This is a genomic window from Pseudoalteromonas sp. (assembly GCF_041629635.1).
Taxonomy (GTDB): domain Bacteria; phylum Pseudomonadota; class Gammaproteobacteria; order Enterobacterales; family Alteromonadaceae; genus Pseudoalteromonas.
The window spans coordinates 1-25,777 of record NZ_JBFKMX010000047.1 but is presented as its reverse complement, the minus strand read 5'-3'; the positions used below and the strand labels follow the sequence as shown (position 1 = coordinate 25,777).

26 protein-coding genes are annotated in these 25,777 nt (G+C 39.6%); 19 read left to right on the top strand and 7 right to left on the bottom strand.

What is annotated here, in order from left to right; genetic code table 11:
• Positions 1-96 precede the first annotated feature (96 nt).
• The 3 genes from ABYD77_RS08840 to ABYD77_RS08830 form a co-directional block, all read right to left on the bottom strand.
• Complete coding sequence (locus ABYD77_RS08840; RefSeq protein WP_372769008.1) at positions 97-561, bottom strand: hypothetical protein; 465 nt, start codon at positions 559-561, stop codon at positions 97-99.
• Positions 562-622: 61 nt separating this feature from the next.
• On the bottom strand, positions 623-2,089 hold the full coding sequence (locus tag ABYD77_RS08835; RefSeq protein ID WP_372769006.1) for a DUF3413 domain-containing protein: 1,467 nt from the start codon (positions 2,087-2,089) through the stop codon (positions 623-625).
• 4 nt (positions 2,090-2,093) lie between these two features.
• Positions 2,094-2,306: a DUF1414 domain-containing protein gene (locus ABYD77_RS08830; protein ID WP_372769004.1), complete on the bottom strand. Its 213-nt coding sequence runs from the start codon at positions 2,304-2,306 to the stop codon at positions 2,094-2,096.
• A 62-nt stretch (positions 2,307-2,368) separates the two neighbouring features.
• Between ABYD77_RS08830 and yejK the strand changes: the two genes are divergently transcribed.
• Positions 2,369-3,379 (top strand): nucleoid-associated protein YejK, encoded by a 1,011-nt coding sequence (gene yejK / locus ABYD77_RS08825; RefSeq protein ID WP_372769002.1) that lies wholly within the window; start codon positions 2,369-2,371, stop codon positions 3,377-3,379.
• Between the two features lie 110 nt (positions 3,380-3,489).
• On the opposite strand, the gene rne is transcribed toward yejK, so the two are convergent.
• A complete protein-coding gene (gene rne, locus ABYD77_RS08820) occupies positions 3,490-6,540 on the bottom strand; it encodes a ribonuclease E (RefSeq protein WP_372769000.1) in 3,051 nt (1,016 codons plus the stop codon).
• A gap of 515 nt (positions 6,541-7,055) precedes the next feature.
• Between rne and rluC the strand changes: the two genes are divergently transcribed.
• Together rluC and ABYD77_RS08810 are read left to right on the top strand one after the other, a co-directional pair.
• Complete coding sequence (gene rluC / locus ABYD77_RS08815) at positions 7,056-8,018, top strand: 23S rRNA pseudouridine(955/2504/2580) synthase RluC (protein ID WP_372768998.1); 963 nt, start codon at positions 7,056-7,058, stop codon at positions 8,016-8,018.
• Positions 8,015-8,653, top strand: coding sequence for an HAD-IIIA family hydrolase (locus ABYD77_RS08810; RefSeq protein WP_372768996.1), 639 nt, complete (start codon positions 8,015-8,017; stop codon positions 8,651-8,653). Before rluC ends, ABYD77_RS08810 begins: the two co-directional genes overlap by 4 nt.
• A 1-nt stretch (position 8,654) precedes the next feature.
• Here ABYD77_RS08810 and ABYD77_RS08805 read toward each other — a convergent pair whose 3' ends face one another.
• Positions 8,655-9,251, bottom strand: coding sequence for a nucleoside triphosphate pyrophosphatase (locus tag ABYD77_RS08805; protein ID WP_372768994.1), 597 nt, complete (start codon positions 9,249-9,251; stop codon positions 8,655-8,657).
• 118 nt (positions 9,252-9,369) lie between these two features.
• Between ABYD77_RS08805 and yceD the strand changes: the two genes are divergently transcribed.
• From yceD to ABYD77_RS08735, 14 genes are all read left to right on the top strand, one after another.
• Positions 9,370-9,894 (top strand): 23S rRNA accumulation protein YceD, encoded by a 525-nt coding sequence (yceD, locus tag ABYD77_RS08800; protein WP_274762479.1) that lies wholly within the window; start codon positions 9,370-9,372, stop codon positions 9,892-9,894.
• 11 nt (positions 9,895-9,905) lie between these two features.
• Positions 9,906-10,073 carry a 50S ribosomal protein L32 gene (rpmF, locus tag ABYD77_RS08795; protein WP_010559953.1) on the top strand — a complete coding sequence of 56 codons (168 nt, stop codon included), beginning with the start codon at positions 9,906-9,908 and terminating at the stop codon, positions 10,071-10,073.
• 10 nt (positions 10,074-10,083) lie between these two features.
• On the top strand, positions 10,084-11,160 hold the full coding sequence (plsX, locus tag ABYD77_RS08790) for a phosphate acyltransferase PlsX (protein WP_274762480.1): 1,077 nt from the start codon (positions 10,084-10,086) through the stop codon (positions 11,158-11,160).
• Positions 11,161-11,234: 74 nt separating this feature from the next.
• Entirely contained in the window at positions 11,235-12,167 is a 933-nt protein-coding gene (gene fabD, locus ABYD77_RS08785; RefSeq protein WP_372768991.1) for an ACP S-malonyltransferase, read from the top strand.
• A 15-nt stretch (positions 12,168-12,182) separates the two neighbouring features.
• A complete protein-coding gene (gene fabG / locus ABYD77_RS08780; protein ID WP_372768989.1) occupies positions 12,183-12,929 on the top strand; it encodes a 3-oxoacyl-ACP reductase FabG in 747 nt (248 codons plus the stop codon).
• Positions 12,930-13,137: 208 nt separating this feature from the next.
• Positions 13,138-13,374, top strand: coding sequence for an acyl carrier protein (gene acpP / locus ABYD77_RS08775; protein ID WP_274762483.1), 237 nt, complete (start codon positions 13,138-13,140; stop codon positions 13,372-13,374).
• A gap of 104 nt (positions 13,375-13,478) precedes the next feature.
• Positions 13,479-14,717 carry a beta-ketoacyl-ACP synthase II gene (gene fabF / locus ABYD77_RS08770; protein WP_372768987.1) on the top strand — a complete coding sequence of 413 codons (1,239 nt, stop codon included), beginning with the start codon at positions 13,479-13,481 and terminating at the stop codon, positions 14,715-14,717.
• 59 nt (positions 14,718-14,776) lie between these two features.
• Positions 14,777-15,568: an aminodeoxychorismate lyase gene (gene pabC, locus ABYD77_RS08765; RefSeq protein WP_372768985.1), complete on the top strand. Its 792-nt coding sequence runs from the start codon at positions 14,777-14,779 to the stop codon at positions 15,566-15,568.
• Positions 15,565-16,551, top strand: coding sequence for an endolytic transglycosylase MltG (mltG, locus tag ABYD77_RS08760; protein WP_372768983.1), 987 nt, complete (start codon positions 15,565-15,567; stop codon positions 16,549-16,551). The genes pabC and mltG overlap by 4 nt, the downstream gene beginning before the upstream one ends.
• On the top strand, positions 16,548-17,177 hold the full coding sequence (tmk, locus tag ABYD77_RS08755) for a dTMP kinase (RefSeq protein ID WP_372768981.1): 630 nt from the start codon (positions 16,548-16,550) through the stop codon (positions 17,175-17,177). Before mltG ends, tmk begins: the two co-directional genes overlap by 4 nt.
• On the top strand, positions 17,174-18,064 hold the full coding sequence (locus ABYD77_RS08750; protein WP_372768979.1) for a DNA polymerase III subunit delta': 891 nt from the start codon (positions 17,174-17,176) through the stop codon (positions 18,062-18,064). The genes tmk and ABYD77_RS08750 overlap by 4 nt, the downstream gene beginning before the upstream one ends.
• A gap of 13 nt (positions 18,065-18,077) precedes the next feature.
• Entirely contained in the window at positions 18,078-18,404 is a 327-nt protein-coding gene (locus tag ABYD77_RS08745; protein ID WP_372768977.1) for a PilZ domain-containing protein, read from the top strand.
• Positions 18,405-18,418: 14 nt separating this feature from the next.
• The gene (locus ABYD77_RS08740; RefSeq protein WP_372768975.1) at positions 18,419-19,192 is read left to right on the top strand and encodes a TatD family hydrolase; all 774 of its coding nucleotides are present in this window, start codon (positions 18,419-18,421) and stop codon (positions 19,190-19,192) included.
• Positions 19,193-19,240: 48 nt separating this feature from the next.
• Positions 19,241-21,058 (top strand): metallophosphatase, encoded by a 1,818-nt coding sequence (locus tag ABYD77_RS08735; protein ID WP_372769012.1) that lies wholly within the window; start codon positions 19,241-19,243, stop codon positions 21,056-21,058.
• A gap of 316 nt (positions 21,059-21,374) precedes the next feature.
• Here the strand turns inward: ABYD77_RS08735 and rsmF are convergent, their stop codons facing one another.
• Entirely contained in the window at positions 21,375-22,814 is a 1,440-nt protein-coding gene (gene rsmF / locus ABYD77_RS08730) for a 16S rRNA (cytosine(1407)-C(5))-methyltransferase RsmF (RefSeq protein ID WP_372769010.1), read from the bottom strand.
• An 86-nt stretch (positions 22,815-22,900) separates the two neighbouring features.
• Here rsmF and ABYD77_RS08725 point away from each other — a divergent pair, with 86 nt between their 5' ends.
• A complete protein-coding gene (locus ABYD77_RS08725) occupies positions 22,901-24,127 on the top strand; it encodes a nucleoside recognition domain-containing protein (protein ID WP_372768973.1) in 1,227 nt (408 codons plus the stop codon).
• Positions 24,128-24,146: 19 nt separating this feature from the next.
• Here the strand turns inward: ABYD77_RS08725 and ABYD77_RS08720 are convergent, their stop codons facing one another.
• Positions 24,147-25,115 (bottom strand): integron integrase, encoded by a 969-nt coding sequence (locus ABYD77_RS08720; protein WP_372768971.1) that lies wholly within the window; start codon positions 25,113-25,115, stop codon positions 24,147-24,149.
• 230 nt (positions 25,116-25,345) lie between these two features.
• On the opposite strand from ABYD77_RS08720, the gene ABYD77_RS08715 reads away from it, so the two are divergent.
• Entirely contained in the window at positions 25,346-25,672 is a 327-nt protein-coding gene (locus tag ABYD77_RS08715) for a DUF1493 family protein (protein ID WP_372768969.1), read from the top strand.
• The last annotated feature ends 105 nt before the right edge of the window (positions 25,673-25,777 follow it).

The window sequence follows — 25,777 nt, the reverse complement described above, 5'->3', positions numbered from 1 at the left end:
ATGAGGCATCACTTAAACTGCTAGCTAGAATAAAGCCTGCATTTATTTAAATTTTGCTGAGTTTATATAAAAATAAATAAGCCACGTTTTGTGGCTTTATTTTTTTAACTCAGCACGCTCCATTCGAAGCTGGCTTAGCTTGTCTTTTTCAAGGGAAAGACGCTCTTTGTAGCTTTCTTTAATGCGTTTTCGTTCTTCTTTTACTTCCTTTTGAAGCGCCTTTTTTTCATCACTATTCATTGTTTGAAGAAGTTGACTGTTCAGCTTTTCTAACTCAAGAAAGCGTTCTTGTTTGAGGGAGCTTATTTTATTTAACACACCTTTAATTTTGCTATCAAAAGCGTTAACCCTCTGATTAGTAGTAAATTCAGTTAGGGTATTTTTATTTGCAAACGGTTTGGATGATGTATTTACAGGGGAAAACGAGCGTTTTTCTTGGTTTAGTTCAGCTTTGCAAGGAAATTGACTGAATGTTGTTCCTTGCTCTGAAGTACATTGGTAATAATCAGGTGCGGATAAAGCTATTAAGGGAATAAACGTAAGGGTAGCGAGATATTTCATTGGAGTTCCTTCTATACTCTAGTGACATCCTGTCATCTACTAGAGTATAGAAAGGGAATGGCTATTGCTCAAATTGCTTGAGTTTTTTAAGGCTTTCTACCAAGAAAGGTACTTCCAGTTGGCTCTCTATTACAAAGCCTTGTTGAGCAGAAATTGTTTCGTGCTTTCCATCGGAGGTCAGCAGTGTCAGTTTATCTTTTTTATAAATTAATAGGGTGTTTCCACTTATATTTACACCGGTTTCATTTTCATTAAATAAGTTATTGCCTAGCGTAAATTTGCTGGTACTTTGGCAAGCGAATGTTGTTGCTAAAACACTGGTGATAACATCTTGAGGTGTTGTAATGGTTGCTGGTAGCAGTGATTCGCTAGTGTATAGTGTGGATTTGTGCCAAGCACTTTCACTATTATCTGTAACCGCATAAGCATAATCAGCTTTTTGTCCAATCGCTTTGTTTAAATCATCATCTGACTTAATATAAAATATGGTTAAATTCCCATCAACATCTTCTGCTAGACGAGGCAAGTTGATAAACGATGCCCTTACAGTATTACTCCATGCAGGTAAAATACCTTGGGTGCGAATCGTTTTTTGATAATAACTTGGCAAACCATAGATCAGATTAAACAGCGATTCTTGTTTATTGGCAGGCTGATAAAAGTTTTCAATAGGGTTCAACACGTGTTTTTGTAAATACGTGTTTAGTAATTCTTCAGAGTTAAAAACGTACACCAGCGCTTTGCTATCCATTGCTTTACAAGAAAGCGCCTCTGAAGGGGCTACGTAAGTAACTTTATCATTCGCAAAATCGACACTTTGCGCTTCTTTGTATTCTTCTAAATCAACAAGTTGATATCGAGCTAGCAGGCTTTTTGCCGTTGTCGGGTAAGACAGAGGTAACACATTATCTTGCTTTGTAATATCGAGTTTAACGTTTGCATCAGCCCAAATGTGAATTAAATGACTTGCTACAAATGCAAAAATAAAAATCGGTGAAATATAACGGCGAAAAGGCTTTTGTCTTAACTCGGTTAGGTGGCGCCATGTAAAGTTACTAGCGATAAGTTCGAAAAACAAAATGACAAAAATAATGCCGCCTGCGACAAACAAGGACAACGTTGGGTTTGTCGAAATAGTATCACTTATTAATGAGACGATTTGCTCAAAGACTTGAGGTGAAAGGTGATATCCCAATTGGAAATACACATAAGCATCAAGCGCTAAAAGTGACATTGTAAAAGTGGCTATAACCGCCGCCATACCACGAATATGGCGGGGGTAGGGAAACACTAAACTGAGCGGGAAAATTGTCAGCACAAAACATAAAAACGTTAAAAAGCTGATATGGCCAAGCCAATTAAAAATTAAAAAGGCTTTACCTGAGAGTGTCATTGGTAGCGGATCTGAAATTAAATACAGACTGCTCACCACGAGCGCAAATAATATATTTGCAAAGGTAAACCAATGACCCCAACTTAACAGCTTTGCTGCTTTTGAAGAAAACGCCTGTTGTGATGACAAATTCATAGCGTTACTTTACAGAGTCTTTTAAGGCTTGTGTAAAGTTGTCGATCAGTGCTTGTCGTTGTGCAGCAGGCACTTTTTCATTAATAATATGAGAAAGTGTATTTCCTAAACACATTAAGCTTAAATCGAGTGGCGCTTTATGTGCTACAAGGGTTTTTAAAAGGTCATCTACAAGATTTTCTACTTGCTGGTCTGAATATTTTGATAAGATAGGCATCAATTAAGTTCTAATTTTATAAAATTACTCATATTTTAACATTTGAGGCGTGAAAAACAAAGATGACAGTGCAAGTAGAAAGACTCGTCGTTCACTATGTAGACAAAAAAGACGAAATCGTTGAAATTCATCTACGCAATGATGAAATGCCAGTAAATGACAAAGTAAACATTTTTATTGAACAGCTACATCATGCTTATAACGGAAAACCAGGCAAAGGTTTTTGTGGTTTCAGCCCTGAAAAAAATGGCGTGGTGAGTTCATGTATTCAAAGTTACCGTCAAGGTGACATGCATTTTTATCATTTAACTGAGCAAGCAGCAGAGGTTTTAAAAGAAGAGCTTAATAAATATGCCTTCAACGAAACCGGCTACTTAATTTTTTGTCACTACCGTTTTGTGGCAGATGATTATGTCATGATTGCGCTTGTAAATGTTAAAGAGCATTACTCAATTAACCAAGAGTTAGATTTAACCTCATCGCGTCATTTAGATATTGCTAAAATGCAATTAGCGGCGCGTATCGATCTCAATGGTATGGCGACAGCGCTTGAAGATAATCGTTACATTTCCTTTATTAAAGGGCGCGCTGGTAGAAAAGTAGCTGATTTCTTTTTAGACTTCTTAGGCTGTGAAGAGGGTATTGATGCAAGACAGCAATCTCAGGCTATGCTTTCAGCTGTAGAGGATTATTTATCTGACAGACAGTTTGATAAATCAGAAAAAGACGATTTACGCAAACAAGTGTTTGATTACTGTTCTGATTGTGTCGCAACAGGCAGTGACGCAGATGTTTCTCAATTATCAAATACCATTAGTCGCGATGAAAGTGTGAGCTTTGATAGTTTTTATAAAGAGCAGGCTTACGATCTTGAAGAATCATTTCCAGTAGATAAGAAAACAGTCACTTCAATGGTTAAATTTTCAGGTCAGGGCAGTGGTGTAAGTGTTAGTTTTGAGCGCAAGCATTTAGGTGAACGTGTTTTTTATGATAAATACAATGATACGTTGACCATTAAAGGTATACCGCCAAACTTGAAGGATCAATTAGAACGTTTTTTTGAAGAAAATTAATTGGTTTTTGTTTAAAAGCGTCAAATTTAGATTTATCGACCTTCTTGATTTACTCGATTTGAAACAAAAAAAGAGCCGCATTTAGCGGCTCTTTTAGTTACAACTTAAGATTAAACTGTTTTTGCCATTGGCGCACTTGCTCTACCCACAGGGTTAATGCTGCCTGGGCGCATAGCACTTGCCACAGGTACTAGACGTTCATCATGGGCCATTGCTGTTGGCATGATAAAGCCTTCTGTAAGTGCTGCACCTGTTGCCTTCGTCATCGGTGCACTTGCATGAGCGTATACTGTACCATTCGGTGTTGGCTTAGTATCTTCAGCAGAAATTTCAGCTTTGTCATTTTCAGTGCCGACAATGTTATCAACTGTTGGTGCTTCAACTGCCACTTCTTCAATTTGTGCTGCTTCCACTAAAACATCTGCAACTGGCTCAGGGGTTAATTCTGGCGCTGGCGTTTTGGCAACTTCTTCAATAACGCTCGGCTCTACTGAATCAACATCGTTAGCTTCAGTGTTTTCAGCTGTGTCTGCTTCAGAAACTGGCTCAACTACAGCTGCGATGTCTTGCGCATTATCTTGCTCAGTATCAGGGGCTAGTGTCTCTGAAACAACTGATTGACTAATTTCCGGTGCTTCTACTGCTTGCTCTTCGATCACAGCTTCTTTTTCTGGTTGCGCTAAAGACACTTTATCGTCTTTTAGCTCCTCTTCAGCCATTGCTTGATCAGCTACTGGTACAAAACCTGGTGATTCAGTTGTTTCGATTTCGACTTCAGATTTGTTATCACTTGGCTTCTTACGGCGTTGTCCTGCTGCACGTAGGTGACGTGGCGAACGACGAGAGCGTGTACGAGTTTCTTTTTCCGCATCAGAAGATGTCTCTTCAGTTGCATCATTTTCTACCGCTTGCACTGTTGTTTCATCTTCTCTTACAGCAGAAGCAACTGCTACAGGTTTTGCATCACTCGCGTTATCAACAACCTTTTCAGTTACTAACTCTTCTGTTGCAACTTCTACTTGCTTTGGCGCTTCTTCAGCTAAAGGTGCTGGTTTTTTCGCTTTAGCAGGTTTGTTATGCGCTTTAGTTGTTTCAACAGGTTTTGTTGATGTTTCGCTTGTCACTTCCGTTACACTCGTTGTATCAACTACAGCTGTGTCATTGGTTGTTTCAATGCGTACTTTTTTACGCATATTTCTTCTTTGACGACGCTCTTTAACTTTAACCGGTTGCTCGGTTTCAGCTACTTCAACAGGCAGTTGTTCTTTTTCGACTTTTGGCGCATTAGAACGATTATTGCGGCGACGACGGTTGTTATTCTCTTTCGAATTACGTTTTTCGTCACGTTGCTCACGTTGTTCATTTTGCTCATTAGCCGTTTGCTTGTTACGGTTGTTTGGTTTGCGTTGATTACGGCGACGGTTGTCATTACCACGTTGGTTGTTACGACGTCCACCACGCTTTTTAACAGGCTTTTCTGGCTCTTCTGTTGCGAATAAGCTACCAAACCATTTAGCAATTTTTGTAAATAAGCCTTCTTTAACTTCTTTTTTAACTGGCGCTGGTTCACTTGGAACTACAACACCTTGAAGTACAGGTTGCTCTTTTACTGCTTTTTCAGCATGAATAATGGTTTCAATTTTAACTTCTGGCGCTTGAACTTGATCAAAGCTTACCGTTTCAATTGTTTCGTCTTTCTTTAAACGTAACACTTCATAATGTGGTGTTTCTAAGTGCGGATTAGGAATAATCACAACATGACAGCCATGACGTTTCTCAATACGACGAACACTCTTACGTTTTTCGTTAAGTAAGTAGGTAGCTACAGGTACTGGTACCTGAGCGTTTACTTGCGAAGTGTTGTCTTTAATTGCTTCTTCTTCTAATAGGCGAAGAATCGATAGCGCTAATGATTCATTAGAACGAACAGTACCTTGACCATTACAGCGAGGGCAGGTGCCTTGGCTTGCTTCACCTAATGACGGGCGAAGACGCTGACGCGACATTTCAAGTAGGCCAAATCGTGAGATTTTGCCAATTTGAACACGTGCACGGTCAGGTTTTACTGCATCTTTCAAACGATTTTCTACAGCGCGTTGGTGACGCGGAGGAGTCATATCGATGAAATCGATAACAACTAAACCACCAAGGTCACGTAAACGAAGTTGGCGTGCAATTTCGTCTGCTGCTTCTAAGTTTGTATTTAATGCTGTTTCTTCAATATCACCGCCTTTTGTTGCTTTAGACGAGTTGATATCGATTGAAGTTAATGCTTCTGTTGGGTCAATTACAATTGAGCCACCTGATGGCAAACGCACTTCACGTTGGAAAGCAGATTCAATTTGGCTTTCAATTTGATAGTGAGTAAATAATGGTGCATCACCTGTGTATAGTTTTACACGGTTAATGAAGTCAGGGCGAAAACGCTCAATGTGTGCTTTTGCTTCATCGAATACGCGCTGCTTATCAATCAGAATTTCACCAATATCACGACGTAAATAATCGCGAATAGCGCGGAAAATTACATTACTTTCTTGGTGAATTAAAAACGGAGCAGGGCCGCTTTCAGATGCTTTTTTGATGGCATCCCAATGTACAAGTAGTGCACGTAGATCATATTCAAGTTCTTCGAACGATTTACCAACACCTGCTGTACGTACAATTAACCCCATACCTTTTGGTAATTCTAAACGTGATAATGCTTCTTTTAATTCAGTACGTTCATCACCTTCGATACGGCGAGAAATACCGCCAGCACGAGGGTTGTTAGGCATTAATACTAAGTAACTACCAGCAACACTTATAAAGGTAGTAAGTGCAGCGCCTTTTTGGCCGCGCTCTTCTTTATCAACTTGTACGATTACTTCTTGGCCTTCTTTAACAACATCTTTAATGTTTGGACGACCGTTGAAGGTATAACCATCAGGGAAATAACTGCGGGCAATTTCTTTAAGAGGTAAGAAACCATGACGTTCTGCGCCATAGTCAACAAAAGCTGCTTCTAGAGAAGGTTCTACGCGAGTAATTTTACCTTTGTAGATATTTGCTTTTTTTTGTTCATGGCCAGGGCTTTCGATATCTAAATCATACAAGCGCTGTCCATCAACCAGTGCAACGCGCATTTCTTCTTGTTGCGTTGCATTGATCAGCATACGTTTCATATTGTTAAACTCTATAATAGTAGTAGAGATCAACAACCATACTTGTTCAGACACCCACGAAATTGTGCAGTCTCACGACTGGGCTGTCTGGGTGGAGTATTACTCCGAGTTTCTGTTAAAGCCTTGCGGCAGGTGCTCGGCATAGCGTTAGCCCAGCACAAAAATTCATTTAAATATATTCTGAACGACGTTTGGTCGTAAATCTCGTATTTTATCTTTTAAAATACGTTTATTAGCTTAGTTTGATGGGGCTTTTCCGGGTCACAATCTAGTACACTCATTGCTTCAGGGGGCCACTACATGCGCTTTAAGATCGTTAAAAGCTTTTGAAAGCTGTCAGAGACCTGTATGATCTGCGTCTTAAAGCGTGTTTCATCGTTAGCTTTGGCTAATAAAACACCAAATTGACTGTTGGAGCGGAATTTTTGCTCTCAAAGGTTCAATTTCGAACGCGATTATCCCATTAAATATGGACGCTTCGCAACTAAATTATTACTCAAATCAGTGATTAGGCAATGTCAGAACAGCAAAAAAATCAGGTCCAATTTGTTGATATCGATGAAGGCAATGATGGCCAACGAATTGATAACTTTTTAATTACCTTTTTAAAGGGTGTGCCTAAGAGTGCCATTTATCGCATTTTGCGAAAAGGTGAAGTGCGCGTAAATAAAAAGCGCATTAAACCGATATACAAACTGAAAGCGGGCGATATGGTACGTATTCCGCCAATCAAAGTTGCTGAAAAACAAGAGTTTGTGCCTAAAAATCTCGATAAAATCAATAAGCTTGAAGACGCCATTCTGTTTGAAGATAAATACTTGATGGTCATTAATAAACCTTCTGGCATGGCAGTGCATGGTGGCAGTGGCTTAAGTTATGGCCTAATTGAGGCGCTACGTAGTATTCGTCCAGAAGAGCGTAACCTTGAGTTAGTGCATCGTTTAGACCGTGATACATCAGGTTGTTTGCTGGTATCAAAAAAACGCTCAATTTTACGTGGTTTACACGAGCAACTTCGCGAAAAGACCATGGAGAAAAATTATTGGGCGCTAGTTACAGGTAGCTGGGCAAGCAAAGTTAAAAATGTTACCGAGCCACTTCGTAAAAATACACTGCAATCAGGTGAGCGTGTCGTGCGTGTTGATGAAGCAGAAGGCAAACCAAGCCAAACGCGTTTTCGTGTATTAGAGCGCTTTGGTCAATTTGCAACATTAGTACAAGCTTCACCTGTCACGGGTCGAACGCACCAAATTCGTGTTCACACACAATGTAAAGGCCATCCAATAGCATGTGATGATAAATATGGTGTGGCTGAGTTTGACAGTGAAATGAAGAAAAAGGGCTTAAACCGTCTTTTCTTACATGCTCATGACTTAACCTTTGTTCATCCTAAAACGGAAGAGTCTATGCGCGTTGAAGCACCGTTAGATGGTAATTTAAAAAATTGCTTGAAGACACTTCGTGAAGATAGCCAATGAATAACAAACAATTAATCATTTTTGATTGGGACGGTACTTTAATGGATACCGTGCCTAAAATTGTTAATATGGTTAAATTGGTGGCAGATCGTCACCAATTACAAAGGCCTAGTGATGGGGAAATTCGTCAAATTATCGGTTTAAGTCTCGATGTTGCTATCGATACTCTTTTTAAAAACCCTGCAATGGCGTTTGAACTCGCACAAAGTTATAAAGACGTTTATGTATCGGAAGACGATACACCTGCATTACTATTTCCACATGTTAAAGAGTGTTTAACCGCCTTAACAGCAAAAGGGTACACATTAGCTGTCGCCACTGGTAAAAGCCGCAATGGTTTAAACCGATTAATGGCCGAAACTCAGTTGAGTGACTTTTTTAAAGCAACACGAACAGCCTGTGAGTGCGCATCAAAGCCATCGCCTGAAATGATTTTAGAGATTTGTGATGAACTTAATATCGCAATCGATAAAGCCGTGATGGTAGGCGATACAACGATGGACTTAGCGATGGCAAACAATGCTAAGGCAACATCAGTTGGTGTAAGCTTTGGCGCTCACCCTGTTAGCCAATTAAAGCCACTTAAACCAATCGCGATTATTGATCAGTTTGAGCAGCTAGTTGACTTGTTTTAAATTAATCAACATTTAGATTAAGTGGGTCAATATCAAATTCATGTAATAACGATGTTAGCTTGATTAAAGGAAGGCCCACTAAACTGTTTGGGTCCTCACCCACAATTTTATCAAAAAGAACAATTCCCAAGCCCTCAGATTTAAAACTGCCAGCACAGTTTAATGGTTGCTCTATATCGATATAATTCTCAATTTGGCTTTGCGTTAACTCTCTAAAATACACATCCGTAATATCATGAGTTACTTGAATCTTATCTAATGCGATATCAAAAACCGCTAATGAGGTTATAAATTGCACTTTTTGCCCAGAAAAAAGTTTTAGCTGTTCAATCGCTTTTTCTCGCGTATGTGGTTTACCTAATATCTGTTCACCAAAATGGGCAACTTGATCCGAACCAACCACAGTACCTTGTTGGTAAAATTGCGTGGCTGTTTTTGCTTTTTCGATAGCTAATCTTTCGACTAATTCAATTGGCGCTTCATTCGTTTTGGCGCTTTCATCAATGTCTGGTGAAAATGCATCAAATTGCGGCAATATTTTTTTTAAAATTGATTTTCGAAACGGTGAACTTGACGCTAAAATAAACGGGGTTTTCATGATAATTTTCAACGAATACTTACTTTTTGCGCAGAATAGGATTCAATTGCCCTAAATGCAAAGGAAAGTTGAATTTTATTTTGACTATAAGTCTAACAATCTATATGATGCAGCCCCTATGCAAAAGGTGAAGATTCCGATCACGCTTGATCCGGTAAGAACAGCACAAAAACAGGTCAGTTATGACGGTGTTGTGTTGTTTGAACAACTTCCTCGATTACTCGAAGTAGTTGTTAGGAGCGAGGGTGAGGTCGAAGTTAAGATTCATTTCAGAAAAGATGAACAAGGTATCAGTGTTGTCGAAGGCCAAGCCAAAGCCAACATTACTACAGTTTGTCAGCGCTGTAATGAAGAGTTAGGGTTGGATTTGGAACTAGACTTTGCTTATTCGCCAATAGGTATAGGTAAGTCATCTGAGCATCTACCGTCATGTTATGACGTTGTAGAGATGGATGAGGAAGGTGAGATTAACTTGCATCAACTTGTTGAAGACGAGTTAATGTTAGCCATCCCAATAGTACCGATGCATGAAGAGTCTCATTGCAGATTTTCAGAAAAGCCATTGAGCTTTGGTGAAATAAAAGCAGAAGATGACAAACCAAATCCATTTGAAATTTTGAAACAACTTAAGAAAGATTCTTAGGAGATAAGGCAATGGCTGTACAAAAAAGCAAGAAGTCTCGCTCTAAGCGTGGTATGCGTCGTTCACACGATGCGATCAATGGTCCAACTCTAACTGTTGATCCAGTATCAGGTGAAACTCACCGTCGTCACCACGTAACTGCAGACGGTTACTACAAAGGCGAAAAAGTAGTTTCTTAATCGAGCTATTTTGATGTCTAATCTAACCATAGCGTTAGATATAATGGGGGGCGATTACGGCCCCCGTTCTTCGTTGCCAGCAGCAATTGAAGCTGTTAATTTGCACGATAATATCACCCTGATTTTATGTGGTAACGAAACACTTATTCGCACTGAGCTTGAAAAGCTCGACGCACTGCAACATCCTCGATTACATATCAAACATTGTAGTGAAGTTGTTAATAACGACGACAAACCTGCTACGGCATTACGTTCAAAAAAAGATTCTTCCATGCGAAAGGCCCTTGATTTAGTTAAATCAGGTGAGGCACAAGCATGTGTATCTGCTGGCAATACAGGCGCTTTATTCGCAATGGCTTACTGCATTTTGAAAATGCTGCCAGGTATTAGCCGTCCGGCACTTATTAGCTCTGTGCCAACAGAAAAGCCAAAACCAGTATACCTACTTGACTTAGGTGCCAACGTTACTGCTGATCCTGAAACATTATTTGAATTTGCTTTAATGGGCAGCGTGGTGGCCGAACAGTCACAAGGCATAAAAAACCCGACAGTAGGTTTACTTAATATTGGCGCTGAAGTAATAAAAGGCCATGATGATATAAAACGTGCAGCAGAAATTTTTGAGCAATCTGACGCTATAAATTACATTGGTTACTGCGAAGGCACAGACATTTTTAAAGGTAAGGCCGATGTTATTGTGTGTGATGGTTTTGTGGGCAATATCGCACTAAAAACCTGCGAGGGTATCGCTAAAATGATCATTCATAAGCTGAACAAAACCCTTAAGAAAAGTATTTTTTATCGTGCAGCGGCACTTTTAATGTTTCCAGTGCTAAAAAAGCTCTATAAAAAGATGAACCCCGACCAGTATAACGGTGCAAGTTTGGTAGGATTACGCGGTATTGTGGTTAAAAGTCACGGTAATGCAAAATCGCCTGCATTTTTAGCAGCGATTAACGAAGCCGTGAGAGAAGTTGAAAAGCAACTTCCTGAAAAAATTGAAGCCCGTTTTGCAGCACTCAAAGGCCAACAATTGGACCTTGAAAATGTGGACAAAGATTCATTTTGTTCACCCTGCAATAAGTAAGCGCATTTTTTCCACTTAAAGAATTTTTATAACCAGCACCTGCTGGTTTTGTTTTGTTATAGAAGAAGAAAACTATGTCAAATAACACAGCGATTTTATTTCCTGGTCAAGGCTCACAATCTGTGGGCATGTTGGCTGAATTATTAGCTGAATCAGAAGTAGTAAAAGCTACTTTCAGTGAAGCAAGCGATGCACTGGGCTATGACCTTGCTGCATTAGTGCTAGAAGGTCCTGCAGAATCACTTAACGAAACACACCGCACTCAGCCTGCGTTATTAACGTCAAGTGTTGCAATTTATCGTCATTATCTTGCTAACGGTGGTGAAAAGCCAAGTGCTATGGCAGGTCATAGCTTAGGTGAATACTCTGCACTGGTTTGTGCTGGTGTGATTTCACTTGCTGAAGCAGTAAAACTGGTTGAAAAACGTGGTATTTACATGCAAGAAGCGGTTCCAGCTGGAACAGGCGCAATGTACGCAATTATTGGCCTTGCTGATGATGCGATTGCAAAAGCATGTGTTGATGCAGCTCAAGGTGAAGTAGTGTCTCCAGTTAACTTTAATTCACCTGGTCAAGTGGTAATTGCAGGCCAAAAAGCAGCGGTAGAGCGTGCCGGAGAATTATGTAAAGAAGCAGGTGCAAAGCGTGCATTACCGCTTGCGGTAAGCGTGCCGTCTCACTGTGCATTAATGAAGCCAGCAGCTGATAAGCTAGCTGAAGATTTAGCAGCAATTACATTTAATACACCTGAAATCTCAGTAATTAATAATGTTGATGTAGCTACTGAAACTGCAAGTGAAGCAATTCAAGATGCACTTGTACGCCAGCTATATAGCCCAGTACGTTGGACTGAAACTGTACAAAAACTAGCGCAAGATGGCTTAACAACAACTTATGAATTTGGCCCAGGCAAAGTATTGACTGGTCTTGCAAAACGTATTGATAAAAGCGTTAGCTGCGAAGCAGTTAATGATTTGAACTCTATTTCTAGCGTGTTAAACGCCTAATTATTGGAACATTTTATGAGTAACTTATTCTCTTTAGAAGGTAAGGTTGTACTAGTAACCGGCGCGAGTCGTGGTATTGGTAAATCAATTGCTGAAACGCTTGTATCACTTGGTGCGACGGTTGCAGGTACGGCAACTAGCGAAGGTGGTGCGGCCAATATCAGTGATTATTTAGGTGAAAACGGTAAAGGTTATGCACTTAACGTAACAGACGCTGAATCAATTGAAACAACATTAGCTGCGATTAAAGCTGATTTAGGCGATATTGATGTACTTGTAAATAATGCCGGTATCACACGTGATAATCTGTTAATGCGCATGAAAGACAGTGAATGGGATGACATTATCAGCACCAACTTATCGTCAATCTTCCGTTTATCAAAAGCGGTATTACGTCCAATGATGAAAAAGAAAAAGGGTCGTATTATTAACGTAGGTTCTGTTGTTGGTACTATGGGTAATGCAGGTCAAGCAAACTATGCTGCGGCAAAAGCAGGTGTGATTGGTTTTTCTAAATCAATGGCACGTGAAGTAGCTTCTCGCGGTATTACGGTTAACGTAGTTGCACCTGGTTTTATTCAAACTGATATGACAGATGAGCTAACTGACGAGCAAAAAGCAGCAACGCTTGCTAACGTGCCGGCAAACCGTTTAGGTCAGCCGAACGAAATTGCAGCGGCTGTGGCTTATTTAGCATCTGACGCTGCTGCTTACGTAACAGGCGAAACTTTGCATGTAAATGGCGGCATGTACATGATCTAAGCCAAACGCTTATCGCAATTTCGGCGAAATTGTTTAATTTAGGGTTGAAATTGCGGTGAAAGTAGGCGATAAAAGGTTAGTTTTTGATTTGTGAGGTTCGACCAGATAATAAAAATGGAAATGAATCTTGAATCATAAAATTTTGCAGCGTAAACTACGCCGCAATCTGAAAAATAACGCAAAGCGTTTTTTAATTAAGGAAATAAGAATGAGCAACATCCAAGAACGTGTTCAAAAAATCATCGTAGAGCAACTAGGTGTTCAAGCAGAAGAAGTTAAAGCAGAAGCATCATTTGTTGATGATTTAGGCGCTGATTCACTAGACACTGTAGAACTAGTAATGGCTCTTGAAGAAGAGTTTGACACTGAGATCCCAGACGAAGAAGCTGAGAAGATCACTACAGTTCAAGCAGCTATCGATTACGTTACTGCTCACGCTGAGTAATAAAAGCTTAGACAGTAAGGCAGCATTCCAGCTGCCTTTAGTTTTTCAAAAGCCCGCTTTAGGGCTTTTGTATTATCTGCACCTAATATATTTTGGAGATGACTGTGGCTAAACGTCGAGTAGTGGTTACTGGCCTAGGTATGTTAACCCCTCTAGGTAATGATGTTGATTCAACATGGCAAGGTTTATTAGCGGGTCAAAGTGGAATTGGTTTAATTGACCATTTTGATACGACTGACTTTGGTACTAAATTCGCGGGTCTTGTAAAAGATTTCGACCCAACGCTATACATGGCAAAAAAAGATACCAAAAAAATGGATTTATTCATTCAATACGGTATTGCCGCTGGTGTACAAGCGTTTAAAGACTCAGGCCTTGAAGTAACTGAAGAAAACGCTGATCGTATTGGTGTTGCGGTAGGTTCTGGTATTGGTGGTTTAACACTAATTGAAGAAAACCACGTTAAGTTATTGAATAGCGGTCCACGCAAACTATCCCCGTTTTATGTGCCTTCGACCATCATTAATATGATTTCTGGTCATTTGTCGATCATGCATGGCTTAAAAGGTCCTAATATCTCGATCGTAACGGCATGTACAACAGGTCTTCATAATATTGGTCATGCAGCTCGTATGATTGCTTACGGTGATGCAGACGCAATGGTAGCAGGTGGTGCAGAAAAAGCATCTACGCCAATTGGCATGGGTGGTTTTAGTTCGGCACGCGCGCTTTCTACACGTAACGATAACCCACAAGCGGCGTCTCGCCCTTGGGACAAAGACCGTGATGGTTTTGTACTTGCAGATGGTGCAGGTGTTGTTGTTTTAGAAGAATACGAACACGCAAAAGCACGTGGTGCAAAAATTTATGCTGAGCTTGTTGGCTTCGGTATGAGTGGTGATGCTTATCATATGACCTCACCACCAGAAGATGGTGCTGGCGCAGCCCTTGCGATGAAAAATGCACTTAATGATGCAGGTGTAAATGCTGAGCAAGTGGGCTACATTAATGCGCACGGTACATCAACACCAGCAGGTGATATCGCTGAAACCAACGCTGTTAAGTCTATTTATGGCGCAGCGGCAAGCGATGTATTAGTAAGCTCGACTAAATCAATGATGGGTCACTTACTGGGTGCTGCAGGTTCTGTTGAATCAATAGTAACAATTTTATCGCTTCGCGACCAAAAAGTAACACCTACAATCAACCTTGATAACCCAAGTGAAGGCTGTGACTTAGACTATGTTGCGCATACTGCGCGTGATGCTAAGTTAGACTATGCCCTATGTAATTCATTTGGCTTTGGTGGAACTAATGGCTCTTTATTATTTAAGAAGATATAATCGTTAGCAGAAATCAAAAAGTATTAAAAGCCTAGGATTTCCTAGGCTTTTTTGTCGCTATGGATATAACAATAATCAACAAAAATAATCCAAATACAGTGCCTACGAATGACAGAGCATTCCAGTACGGTGATGGCTTTTTTACTACCATCAAAGTCGTCGACGGTGAAGCGCAGTTATTAGCAGAACATTTGGCAAGGCTTGAGCAATGTAGCAGTCGTCTTTTCTTTGACAGTATCAACCTAACTGAAATTGAATCGAAAATTAAACAGGTAGCGCATACTCAGGCGCTTGCTGTTGTAAAAGTGGTTGTTAGTCGTGGACAAGGCGGCAGAGGCTATCAAATACCTGAATCCCAATTACCGCAAGTTTACATCAGTTGTTTACCCTTTCCTGAAAATTACTTAACAATAAAAAACACAGGCATTGAACTTGATACGCTTGAAACACCGCTTGCTATTAACCCATTGACAGCAGGCTTAAAAACCTTAAATCGACTGGAACAGGTATTAGCCAAGCAAGAGCTAAAGCAAAAAGGGTTTAATGAAGGGTTGTTACTAAACTGCAATGCTGAAGTGATTGAAACAACTGTTGCAAACTTACTGCTATTAAAAAATGGCGAGCTTTTTTCTCCTTGTCTAAAAAACTCAGGGATTTATGGCGTATATTTAGCGCATCTTGCAAAGCAACTCACAATTACTTTTAAAACACTTACTCTTGAAGATTGTTACGCTGCGGATAATGTATTTTGCTGTAATAGTTTAATGGGTATCGTGCCCATTACTCGTATTGATAATACCTACTATGATAATGACGCTGCGTTAACTTATTTAAGTGAGATTGCGCTATGATCCGTGCGCTTGCTTTTATCTTTACGTTTGTTGTGGCTGTTGGTGCATTTATAGGTATTCAGCTAAAACAATTGCAAACTTCTCAAATTACAATTAATGAGCCAACACTTTATCAAATAAAAGCAGGCACAGGTGTGAATGCGATGTGCCGTGCATTTCAAAAAAACAGCTGGGTGAAGGATTGTTTTTGGTTAAAAGTGTACGCCAAAATTAATCCAGAAATGGTTAAGCTAAAACAAGGTATGTATTTGATTGAGCAAAAACCTTTGCTTGCGATGATCAGCGATATGAATAATGGGCGCGATCATCAATTTCCATTTACTATTTTAGAAGGTAGCACCTTTAAACAAGTGCTAAGTGATTTTAAAAACGCCAATTATCTTGAACAAGTCTCTGAAATCGCATTAAAAAATGCGCTTAAAGATATTGGCATAAAACAAGATAACCCTGAGGGCTGGTTTTACCCCGATACCTATTTTTATTCTGCTGGTGATAGTCAGTTAGATATTTTAAAACGCGCCTATCAGAAGATGGTTAACACCTTAGACAGTGCATGGCAGGCGCGCGATATGGCCGTTCCTCTTAAAACCAAGTATGACGCGTTAATTTTGGCATCCATTATTGAAAAAGAATCAGGTCATAATGCCGAGCGAGATTTAATTGCTTCTGTATTTGTTAATCGTATTAATAAAGGCATGCGCTTACAAACCGACCCAACAGTGATTTATGGCTTGGGGGATGAATATCAAGGTGACATTAAATCGGAGCACTTAAGGCGCCATACGCCTTATAATACGTATCGTATTAATGGTTTGCCGCCAACACCGATTGCAATGCCATCAGAGCAAGCTATTTACGCGACTTTAAATCCGCGTTACTCTGATTTTTATTATTTTGTTGCATCGGGTGGTGGAGAGCATCACTTCTCGAAAACATTAGCTGAACATAATGCAGCAGTTAGGAAATATTTATTAAACAAATGATTGGTAAATTTATTGTAATTGAAGGCCTTGAAGGCGCTGGGAAGTCATCTGCAATTGCTGTTTGTCAGCAAGTATTAAATGACGCAGAGATTAGTTTTGTGAATACCCGTGAGCCAGGCGGCACGCCACTGGCAGAGTCGCTACGTAACCTTGTTAAAGCGACACATGAAGAAAAAGTAAGTGATGTAACAGAGCTGTTATTAATGTACGCAGCGCGTTCTCAATTAGTTGAAAATGTAATTACGCCAGCACTCACAAAGGGCGAATGGGTACTAGGTGACAGGCACGATTTATCGTCGCAAGCCTATCAAGGCGGTGGTAGAGAAATTGAAAAACATAAACTTGACGCCTTAGGTAATATTGTACTGGGTGATTTAAAACCAGATTTAACCCTGTATTTGGATATTGACCCTAAAATTGGCTTGGCACGTGCAGCTAATCGCGGGGAACTTGACCGCATTGAGCTTGAGCAGCTTAGCTTTTTTGAAAGAACTCGTGAGGTTTATTTAGCAGCTGCAAAAAGTGACAGCAGCATTATTACAATTGATGCCAGTCAGCCAATGGATAAAGTACATTCAGACATTAAAAATGCACTTAAACAGTTTATAGCAGGGGAAACTGCGTGATCCCAACGTGGCTTCAAAATGATTATCAAAGATTAGTTGCGCTTGGTGCAAATAAACAATTGCATCATGGGCTTTTATTACTTGGTAATCAGGGTGTCGGCAGTTTTGATTTGGCCCAGCAACTTGCTTTTGATTTATTGTGTTTAACTAATCCCATGCAGGCATGTGGCCACTGTAAAGCATGTCTATTAAATCAAAGTCAAACACACCCAGATTATTTATTAATTGCACCAGAAAAAGACACCATTAGTGTTGAACAAGTACGTGCAATTAGTGATTTTTTTGTTACAAGTGCGAATTATCAAGGCAATAAAGTTGTCATCATTAAAAATGCTGAAAGCTTAACCTTATCTGCCAGTAATGCCCTGTTAAAAACATTGGAAGAGCCTAATAGCAATCGCTACTTGATGTTATTAGCACATAATAGCGCAGCACTGCCTGCGACTATTTTAAGCCGTTGCTTTAAAGTGCATTTAAGTGTTGACCTAGAGCTTGCTAATTCTTTTATTAGCAGCTTAGGCATCGATATTAATGCGCCGTGGGTGAGAGCTTTTCTACACAGGCCGCAAACGCTTGCAATTTGGCAGCAGCAAGAGCAAATTAACGTCATAGAAGATTTATACACTATGACGATGCAAAGTACTATGCAAACGCGCCATAAGCAATTGCTTGAACTTTTTAATCAAAACCCTGATTATATAGACATATTTGTGCAATTTTGTGCACAAAAATTGCAAACTGAGCTACTCAGTAATACGCTTGATATAAAATGCTATCAAGAAAAAAGCCAAGCGTTGATCAGCTTTGCAGATAAATTTAAAGAAGTTAAAGGACTTAATTTGTCGTTACAGTTAAATCTATTACTGAAAAAATTAAGTGATTTATAAATAGGACATTATTTTGCAAGAATTACTCGTTGATTTTGAAGATACACGTGAGCTGTATAAAAGCTATATGCCATACTTAAAGACCGGCGGCTTATTTGTGCGTACTAATATGCAATTTGAAATGTCACAGCCTCTAGCACTTCGTATTAGCTTACCAGATGCACTAGAAGAAAATGTGATCACCGGTGAAGTAGTGTGGATCACACCGCAAGGCAGTCAAAACGCTAATCCACCAGGTATAGGGGTTAGCTTTATTGACGATAAAAACCAAGTACGCGATAAAATCGAAAAAATGCTTGGTGGTATGTTAAACTCTAGCGATCCCACTTATACCATGTAGTTTATGGATTTTTTGTGATTGTAGATTCTCATTGTCATTTAGACAGATTAAATTTTGATGAGCTTGGCTTATCGCTTGAACAAGTACTAGATAACGCTCGCGCCAAAAAAGTAGAACACTTTTTATGTGTATCAGTAACCCTTGATCAATTTCCAGGTATGCTGGAAAAAGTGCAAGGTTTTAATGATGTATCAGTAAGCTGCGGCGTTCATCCGCTAGATCAAAAAGATGCGCTCGATAAAGACCGTTTACTAAGCTTAGCTAATAACAACAAAGTTGTCGCCATTGGTGAAACCGGTCTTGATTACTATTACAGCAAAGACACCCACCAAGTGCAAAAAGATTCGTTTGCAGGGCATATTGATGTCGCAAATGAATTAAATAAACCGCTAATTATTCATACCCGTGACGCAAAGCAAGACACCTTGGATATTATGCGTGCGCATAACGCCGAAAATTGTGGCGGTGTATTACATTGCTTTACTGAAGATTGGGAGATGGCAAAGCAAGCACTTGACCTTGGTTTTTATATCTCAATTTCAGGCATTGTAACCTTTAGAAATGCCGCAGCACTGCGTGAAGTTGTTGAAAAAATACCGCTAGATCGTTTACTAATAGAAACCGATTCTCCGTACTTAGCGCCTGTACCGCACCGTGGTAAAACAAACCAGCCTGCTTACGTTGAAGATGTTGCTTATTTTATTGCCGATCTTAAGAAACTATCGTTTGCAGATCTGGCGAAAGCAACCACAGATAACTTCTACCAGTTATTTAAGCTCGCCAAGTAAAATACGTTGGAAAATTGCGTGACATTGCCTCTTTTACTTACAGGCCCGATGATCCGAAGAGCGGAGCCATCGAAAGTCACGCTGTTTTTTGTCAGCAGCAAATCTTATCCATTTAATATAAGCTCAGCTACGTTAGCTAATTTTTCACAGTCGCATCATATTTTGCCACTGGGCGAACATTGCTTTTGTCATTATTACTTTTTAACGCCAAACGCTAATTCGCTATTTCCTGTTGATGTTCTAATTGACTATCAACTGAGTGTAAATGATGAACCAATTGATTTAAGTACTTATTATCTTAAAGGACAATCGCAATGCGCGTTTGTTATACCAAAGCAACTAAAAAGCATTCTACATGGTTCGTGCCGCAACCCACATCATGAGTCAAAAGATGCGTTGATCACTGCAAGTGATTTTCTTGCGTCTAAACGTCAACAAGGCAATGAAGAACCAAGCGCGTTGATTATGTCGGGTGACCAAATATATGCCGATGATGTGGCTGGCCCGATGTTACTTGCAATCGAAAAGCTAATTAATGCACTTAAACTGTTTAAAGAGCCGTGTTTAATTGAACCGCTTGGATTTTCGTCAAGTCAAACACTGTATACACGCGATACTTTTTTACCTAATACCAAATGGCACGAACGCTCAAAGCTTGAACTGGGCTATTGGCTGCGTCGTGACTTAGGGCACTTTACTAGCCTTAAATCACACAACCATTTGGTACATATTGAAGAGTTTTTTGCTCTTTATTTGTTAACAACCAGTGCAGCATGTTGGCATTTAATTGATATTAAAAGCTTAATTTTTGATTCAAGCAACGCAAGCCATCAAGGCAAGTTTCAAGAAGAAAAATCGAATCTCACTGAGTTTGTGAAAGGCTTGTCTATTGTTGAAAGGCTACTTGCTAATATTTCGCACATCACTATGTTTGATGATCATGACGTAACGGATGATTGGAACTTAACAGCTGGCTGGGAGCAAGCGGTTTATTCAAATCCAGTCAGTAAACGTATTATTGCCAATGGCCTTATTAGTTACTTAGTGTTTCAAGGAGTAGGCAATGACGGAGGCGAGTTTACAGAAAAACTCTTGCAACAACTTGGTGAGCACATTAGCAATGGCTACAGCAATATAAAAGCATTTGATAAACATATTTTGGCATTTGATAAATGGCATTATTGTTTAGACACCACACCGAAAATAATCGCGCTAGATACGCGTACTCATCGCTGGCGTAACGAAACAGATTTTAATGAGCCCTCAGGTTTGCTTGATTGGGAACAATTGGTAGAACTTGATAATAAAATGACCGGCCTTGAAGAGGTGATCCTGATTTCTCCGGCACCCGTGTTTGGCGTGAAATCAATTGAAGCAATCCAAGCAATATTTAATTTTTGTGGTCAGCCGTTATTGGTAGATGTTGAAAACTGGATGGCCCATGAAGGTGCTGCGCGTAAATTAATGCAAATTTTTAAGCGTGCTGATACCCCAATTGAAACACTTATTTTATCGGGCGATGTGCATTATTCATTTTGCTTTTCTGTACAAAGCCGATTTTCAAACCGCGATAACCGTATTTGGCAATTAACCGCCAGCGGTATAAAAAACGAATTTCCTAAATCCCTACTTAATAAATTAAATACACTAGATAGTATTTTATACCACCCAAGTAGTCCGCTAAATTTCTTTACTAAACGTTGGCAAATGAAGGTACATAAACACCGCCATAAAGCGTCACAAAAGCATTTAGTGAGTGATTCGGCGATAAGTTTAGTGCACCTTGAAAACGAACGACTGGCGCAATATCAGCTTTTGCATGGTGATGGAAACATTACAGAATTCGATTTACGCGAAAAAAGCTGATTTAACGGCGGGTTTTTAGCGTTCATAGCAGGGTAAAATGCGCTTTTTTAGCTTGAAATACACGGCATTTGGTGGTGTTAAAGGCTAGATAAAAATTGCCCAGGACCAATCCACATTGTCCTGGGCTTAGGGGAATGGCTCATTTGATGAGCCGTGCGCTAACTTAAAAACTTTATCATTCATAGGGAGAAGTGAAAAAGTATTAGTAATTGTAGTTAAGTTAATCCAAAAAAGGAAATTTTTGCTCAAAAAATAACCTTAACTAAAACAGTGGGTTACAGACTTTTTAAGATTTTGTTAACAAATGTATTCAAGGTTATTCCCAAGTTATCAACTGGCTATCCCTAACTAATTCACGTGGTAAACCATTTTTAATTTTGTTTTTTTGCCACTTGCCTAAGCCCACACAGGTATTATTTAGCATTAACAGTACTTCGTCTTTGTCGGAAGTTACTTGTGCTAATTTAATATCTTTACCCTGAAAGAAGTCAGAAGCCTCTGAAAGTGACAGTTTATGCGTGTTTTTAAGGGCTTCAGAGCCAAAACAAGTTGCAAATTCGTGATTTAAACGAACCCCATTTTTATGAATCTTACCCAGTAAAATACCAATGCGGCTGTATTTAATTTTATCGATCACGTTGGCTATTTTTGATGGGAACAACCAAAGCTCTTGGTCGCGTTGCCAAAGTTCACCTGCAAGCGGTTTCATGGCAAATTGTTTTTTGATTATTTGGTTAAACTGCTCGGTGATTTTTTTATCGGCAGGGGTAAACGGAAATGCCCCTTTTTTTATTTTTGGTTCAGGCTGTGACACATGGGAATTTTTAACAAATTTGGCAACAAAGAAACCCTCAGTATCGTAAATTTGTGGCCAAATATGTAAGTAACCTTCATCGGTTGCTGAGGCCTCTGCATTTTCAAATAAATGATTAAGCGGGACTACTTCAATATGATCAGCAAAAGTGGTTAACAGATGTTGGCATACTGCTTGGTTTTCAAGCGGTGTTAATGTACAGGTTGAATAAACCAAAGTACCACCAGCTTTTAAAGCGTAAAATGCACTTTCAATTAGACGTTTTTGCACATCAGCAATTTCAATATTAGATTCAATGGACCAATTTTTTAGTGCATTTTCGTCTTTACGAATAGTACCTTCGCCAGAGCATGGGGCATCTAACAAGATATGGTCAAAACTCTGTTCCATATACTGGCCAAAAATACTGGCGTCAAAGTGCGAAAGGGCGCAGTTGCTAATACCCAAGCGCTGCATATTGGCACTTAACGACTTTATTCGTGAGCTCGAATACTCATTGGCAACTAACACACCTTCGCTTGAGAGCGCCTCGGCAATTTGTGTTGATTTACTGCCAGGTGCGGCCGCCATATCTAGCACACAGCAGTCGCTTAAATCATTGCCATCTAATAGGGCGGTAACAGGCATCATTGAACTTGCTTCTTGCACATAGATGCAACCAGACAAGTGAATATCGGTATTTCCAAGCGAAAGTGATTGTTGGTTTTCAGGGCGCACTAGCCAAAAGCCGTTTTCACACCATGGCACTTGCGTAATTTGCCAATCGTTTTGATCTGCGTACTGTTTAAAACTGTCGACAGACATTTTTTTTGTATTGACGCGTATCGCTGTTCGAAGTGGTTTCTTACATGAGGCTAGGTAATCGTCAATTGATAGGTGAGAAGGAATATAACTTTCAACATCATCAACGAAGGTGTGTGGAATAAAAATATTAGCGTGCACTTTTTCTCTGCCAACAAAGGTATTTACACCAATAATACAGGAAATGTGGCACACTAAGCAGCATTCATAATAATAATAATCTGATTATGCTTAACAAAATTTGGTTATCTTTCTTTATTATTGCGTTTGTATCAGCGCTTGCCACTTGGATGGGCGGTGATGGCTTTGTATTTGAACGGCTGGTAAAAGCCGTGTTTAGTATGGCCAAAGTATCCGTTGAAATTGCTATCGGCCTAATTGGTGCACTGTGTTTTTGGTTAGGGGTAATGAAAATTGCCGAGCGCGGCGGTATGGTTGATGTATTGGCCAAAGGATTATCGCCACTCTTTACCCGCTTAATGCCTGATGTGCCAAAAGGCCACCCAGCATTTGGCTCAATTACTATGAATTTAAGCGCGAATTTACTTGGCCTTGATAACGCTGCAACGCCAATGGGCATTAAAGCCATGCATGACTTGCAATCGCTTAACAAAACACCTGATACTGCAACCAATGCGCAAATTCTGTTTTTAGTATTAAACACCAGCTCAGTAACCTTATTTCCAATAGCGGTATTTGTTTATCGCGCGCAGCAAGGCGCTGCCAGCCCAACGGATGTATTTATTCCAATTTTATTAGCAACTTTTGCCTCTACCTTTGTTGGTTTACTTGTTACTTGCGCTATTCAACGAATTAAACTGTTTAATACTGTTGTGCTGTTATACCTCGGTGGGTTAGTAGCCATTGTGATGGCACTTATTTTGTATTTTATGAACCTGACTACAGAACTGATGCAAACGCACTCCGCGATTTTCAGTAACTTTTTAATATTCGCGTTTATTATTGTGTGTTTATGTTGGGCAAGTATTAAAAAAATAGATGTGTACGACAGCTTTATTACTGGTGCCAAACAAGGGTTCGAACTGTCTATCTCTCTCATCCCATATTTATTAGCCATGTTATGCGCCATTGGGGTGTTTAGAGCAAGTGGGGCGCTTGATTATGTATTGGATTGGCTACGTACTTTAGTGATTACGCTAGGCGGTGATACACAATTTGTAGATGCCATGCCAACCGCTTTTATGAAGCCACTTTCAGGCTCTGGCGCACGGGCAATGATGTTAGAAACCATGAATACCCATGGCGCAGACTCATTCGCAGGGCGTTTAGCATCTACCATTCAAGGCTCAACCGAAACCACTTTTTATGTGTTAGCCGTGTATTTTGGTGCAGTTGGCATTAAACATACTCGCCATGCAGTTGGTTGTGGCTTGGCTGCAGATTTAGCAGGTATTTTAACTGCCATTGGTGTGTGCTATTGGTTTTTTGGTTAGTTGCTAAAAAACTGTATGTTTACAAATGCGACAAGGGACTAATCACACCGTTACCACCTTGTTGTAATATATGTGTATAAATTTGCGTAGTTTTAACATCGCTATGACCTAATTGATCTTGTACTGTGCGAATGTCAGCGCCATTTTGCAGTAAATGTGTGGCAAAGGAGTGCCTGAGTGTATGTGGGGTAATTGGTTTATTCAGGTTTGCTTCTTGTGCTGCACTTTTGATGGCCTTTCTAACTCCTGTTTGATGGAAGTGGTGACGGCGTATTTCGCCCGTTTCAGGATCTGCACTTAGCTTATGAGAAGGAAAAAGAAACTGCCAAAGCAATGATTTATTTGCGTTTGGATATTTTCTAGCAAGTGCATTAGGCATCCAGACCCCAGCGTATTGTTTATTTTGCAAATCAATTTTTAAATATTCATCAACTTGTATGATTTGATTTCTCAGTATGGGTATCAGTTCTACCGCAAGCGTGACGACTCGATGCTTTGTTCCTTTACCGTTCCATATACGAACACATTTATAGTCAAAGTCAATGTCTTGAACTCTCAATTGCACCGCTTCCATAACACGTAAACCACTGCCGTACATTAACCCAGCAATTAAATAGTAACGTTTTTTAAGGCAAGTCATTAAACGCCTAACTTCGTCTGGCGTCATGACAATAGGAAGCTTTGCTTGCCTTTTACTACGCACAAACGATAGATTGCAAGACAACTCATTACCAATAATATGTTTGTAGAGAAAAGCTAATGAGTTTAGTGCAGTTGCTTGTGTTCGCGGAGATACATTACCTTTGAGTACAATATAATCTAGATATTCGATTACTTCGTTATCTCCCATTGATGCAGGGTGGCGCTTATTGTGGAAATGTATAAAAGAAGCAATCCATTTTAGATAAGTCTCGACAGTTCTGATTGAATATTGGCGTGTTAACATAAATTCAGCAATATAGTTTAAAAACGGAGAACGTGTTTTCATTATTTCATCCAATTAGCACTGTTTTTTTATACAGTATTGCGTAATTTCTCCTATATTCAAGAAAACGACCCAATGGGTCGTTTTTAAAATTCATAAAAAATGTAGCAGCAAAAAAATATGATATATAGCAACAAATTATGATTTATGTTAAAAGTGGTTTAATAAGATAAATGACCCAATGCTCGGTAGAAAAACGACCCATTGGGTCGATATTAAATTGTTATATAACTATGGAAAGTCAGGTTCTAGAATTTATATCTGAGTTTACAGGTGTAAGCATAAATAAAATATCTCTTGATACATTGATCAATAACGATCTTGGTGCAGATGGAGACGATGGCGCTGATCTATTAATAGAATTTTCCGAACGTTTTAATGTAGATATAAGTGGCATCGAAAAGGTATATTTTGGTCCAGAGGGCTTCAATCCTTTCACAATATTTTTTCACGCAGTTAAAGCTTTTGTAGATGGATATCGTGGTGTACCTGATAAATATTCACCATTACCTGTTTCTGTCTTGGTTATATCTGCAGAAAAAGGTGTTTGGGTGCATTAGTTATATAACAAGGCAAATCAAAAAGGGCGGACAAAAAACAGTTGGCTTTGTTCGTACCTCACAAATTATAGCCAACTATTTTTAGCCGTTTATTTGCGGCGTTAT

Excerpts from the sequence above, each read along its gene's own strand:
- ABYD77_RS08830 (WP_372769004.1), bottom strand. The coding sequence starts at position 2,306 with ATGCCTATCTTATCAAAATATTCAGACCAGCAAGTAGAAAATCTTGTA.
- ABYD77_RS08810 (WP_372768996.1), top strand. The coding sequence starts at position 8,015 with ATGAATAACAAACAATTAATCATTTTTGATTGGGACGGTACTTTAATG.
- ABYD77_RS08805 (WP_372768994.1), bottom strand. The coding sequence starts at position 9,251 with ATGAAAACCCCGTTTATTTTAGCGTCAAGTTCACCGTTTCGAAAATCA.
- rne (WP_372769000.1), bottom strand. The coding sequence starts at position 6,540 with ATGAAACGTATGCTGATCAATGCAACGCAACAAGAAGAAATGCGCGTT.
- pabC (WP_372768985.1), top strand. The coding sequence starts at position 14,777 with ATGGATATAACAATAATCAACAAAAATAATCCAAATACAGTGCCTACG.
- ABYD77_RS08840 (WP_372769008.1), bottom strand. The coding sequence starts at position 561 with ATGAAATATCTCGCTACCCTTACGTTTATTCCCTTAATAGCTTTATCC.
- ABYD77_RS08720 (WP_372768971.1), bottom strand. The coding sequence starts at position 25,115 with ATGAAAACACGTTCTCCGTTTTTAAACTATATTGCTGAATTTATGTTA.
- ABYD77_RS08715 (WP_372768969.1), top strand. The coding sequence starts at position 25,346 with ATGGAAAGTCAGGTTCTAGAATTTATATCTGAGTTTACAGGTGTAAGC.
- acpP (WP_274762483.1), top strand. The coding sequence starts at position 13,138 with ATGAGCAACATCCAAGAACGTGTTCAAAAAATCATCGTAGAGCAACTA.
- rluC (WP_372768998.1), top strand. The coding sequence starts at position 7,056 with ATGTCAGAACAGCAAAAAAATCAGGTCCAATTTGTTGATATCGATGAA.
- tmk (WP_372768981.1), top strand. The coding sequence starts at position 16,548 with ATGATTGGTAAATTTATTGTAATTGAAGGCCTTGAAGGCGCTGGGAAG.
- mltG (WP_372768983.1), top strand. The coding sequence starts at position 15,565 with ATGATCCGTGCGCTTGCTTTTATCTTTACGTTTGTTGTGGCTGTTGGT.
- ABYD77_RS08835 (WP_372769006.1), bottom strand. The coding sequence starts at position 2,089 with ATGAATTTGTCATCACAACAGGCGTTTTCTTCAAAAGCAGCAAAGCTG.
- fabD (WP_372768991.1), top strand. The coding sequence starts at position 11,235 with ATGTCAAATAACACAGCGATTTTATTTCCTGGTCAAGGCTCACAATCT.
- yejK (WP_372769002.1), top strand. The coding sequence starts at position 2,369 with ATGACAGTGCAAGTAGAAAGACTCGTCGTTCACTATGTAGACAAAAAA.
- ABYD77_RS08735 (WP_372769012.1), top strand. The coding sequence starts at position 19,241 with ATGATCCGAAGAGCGGAGCCATCGAAAGTCACGCTGTTTTTTGTCAGC.
- ABYD77_RS08725 (WP_372768973.1), top strand. The coding sequence starts at position 22,901 with ATGCTTAACAAAATTTGGTTATCTTTCTTTATTATTGCGTTTGTATCA.
- yceD (WP_274762479.1), top strand. The coding sequence starts at position 9,370 with ATGCAAAAGGTGAAGATTCCGATCACGCTTGATCCGGTAAGAACAGCA.
- fabG (WP_372768989.1), top strand. The coding sequence starts at position 12,183 with ATGAGTAACTTATTCTCTTTAGAAGGTAAGGTTGTACTAGTAACCGGC.
- rpmF (WP_010559953.1), top strand. The coding sequence starts at position 9,906 with ATGGCTGTACAAAAAAGCAAGAAGTCTCGCTCTAAGCGTGGTATGCGT.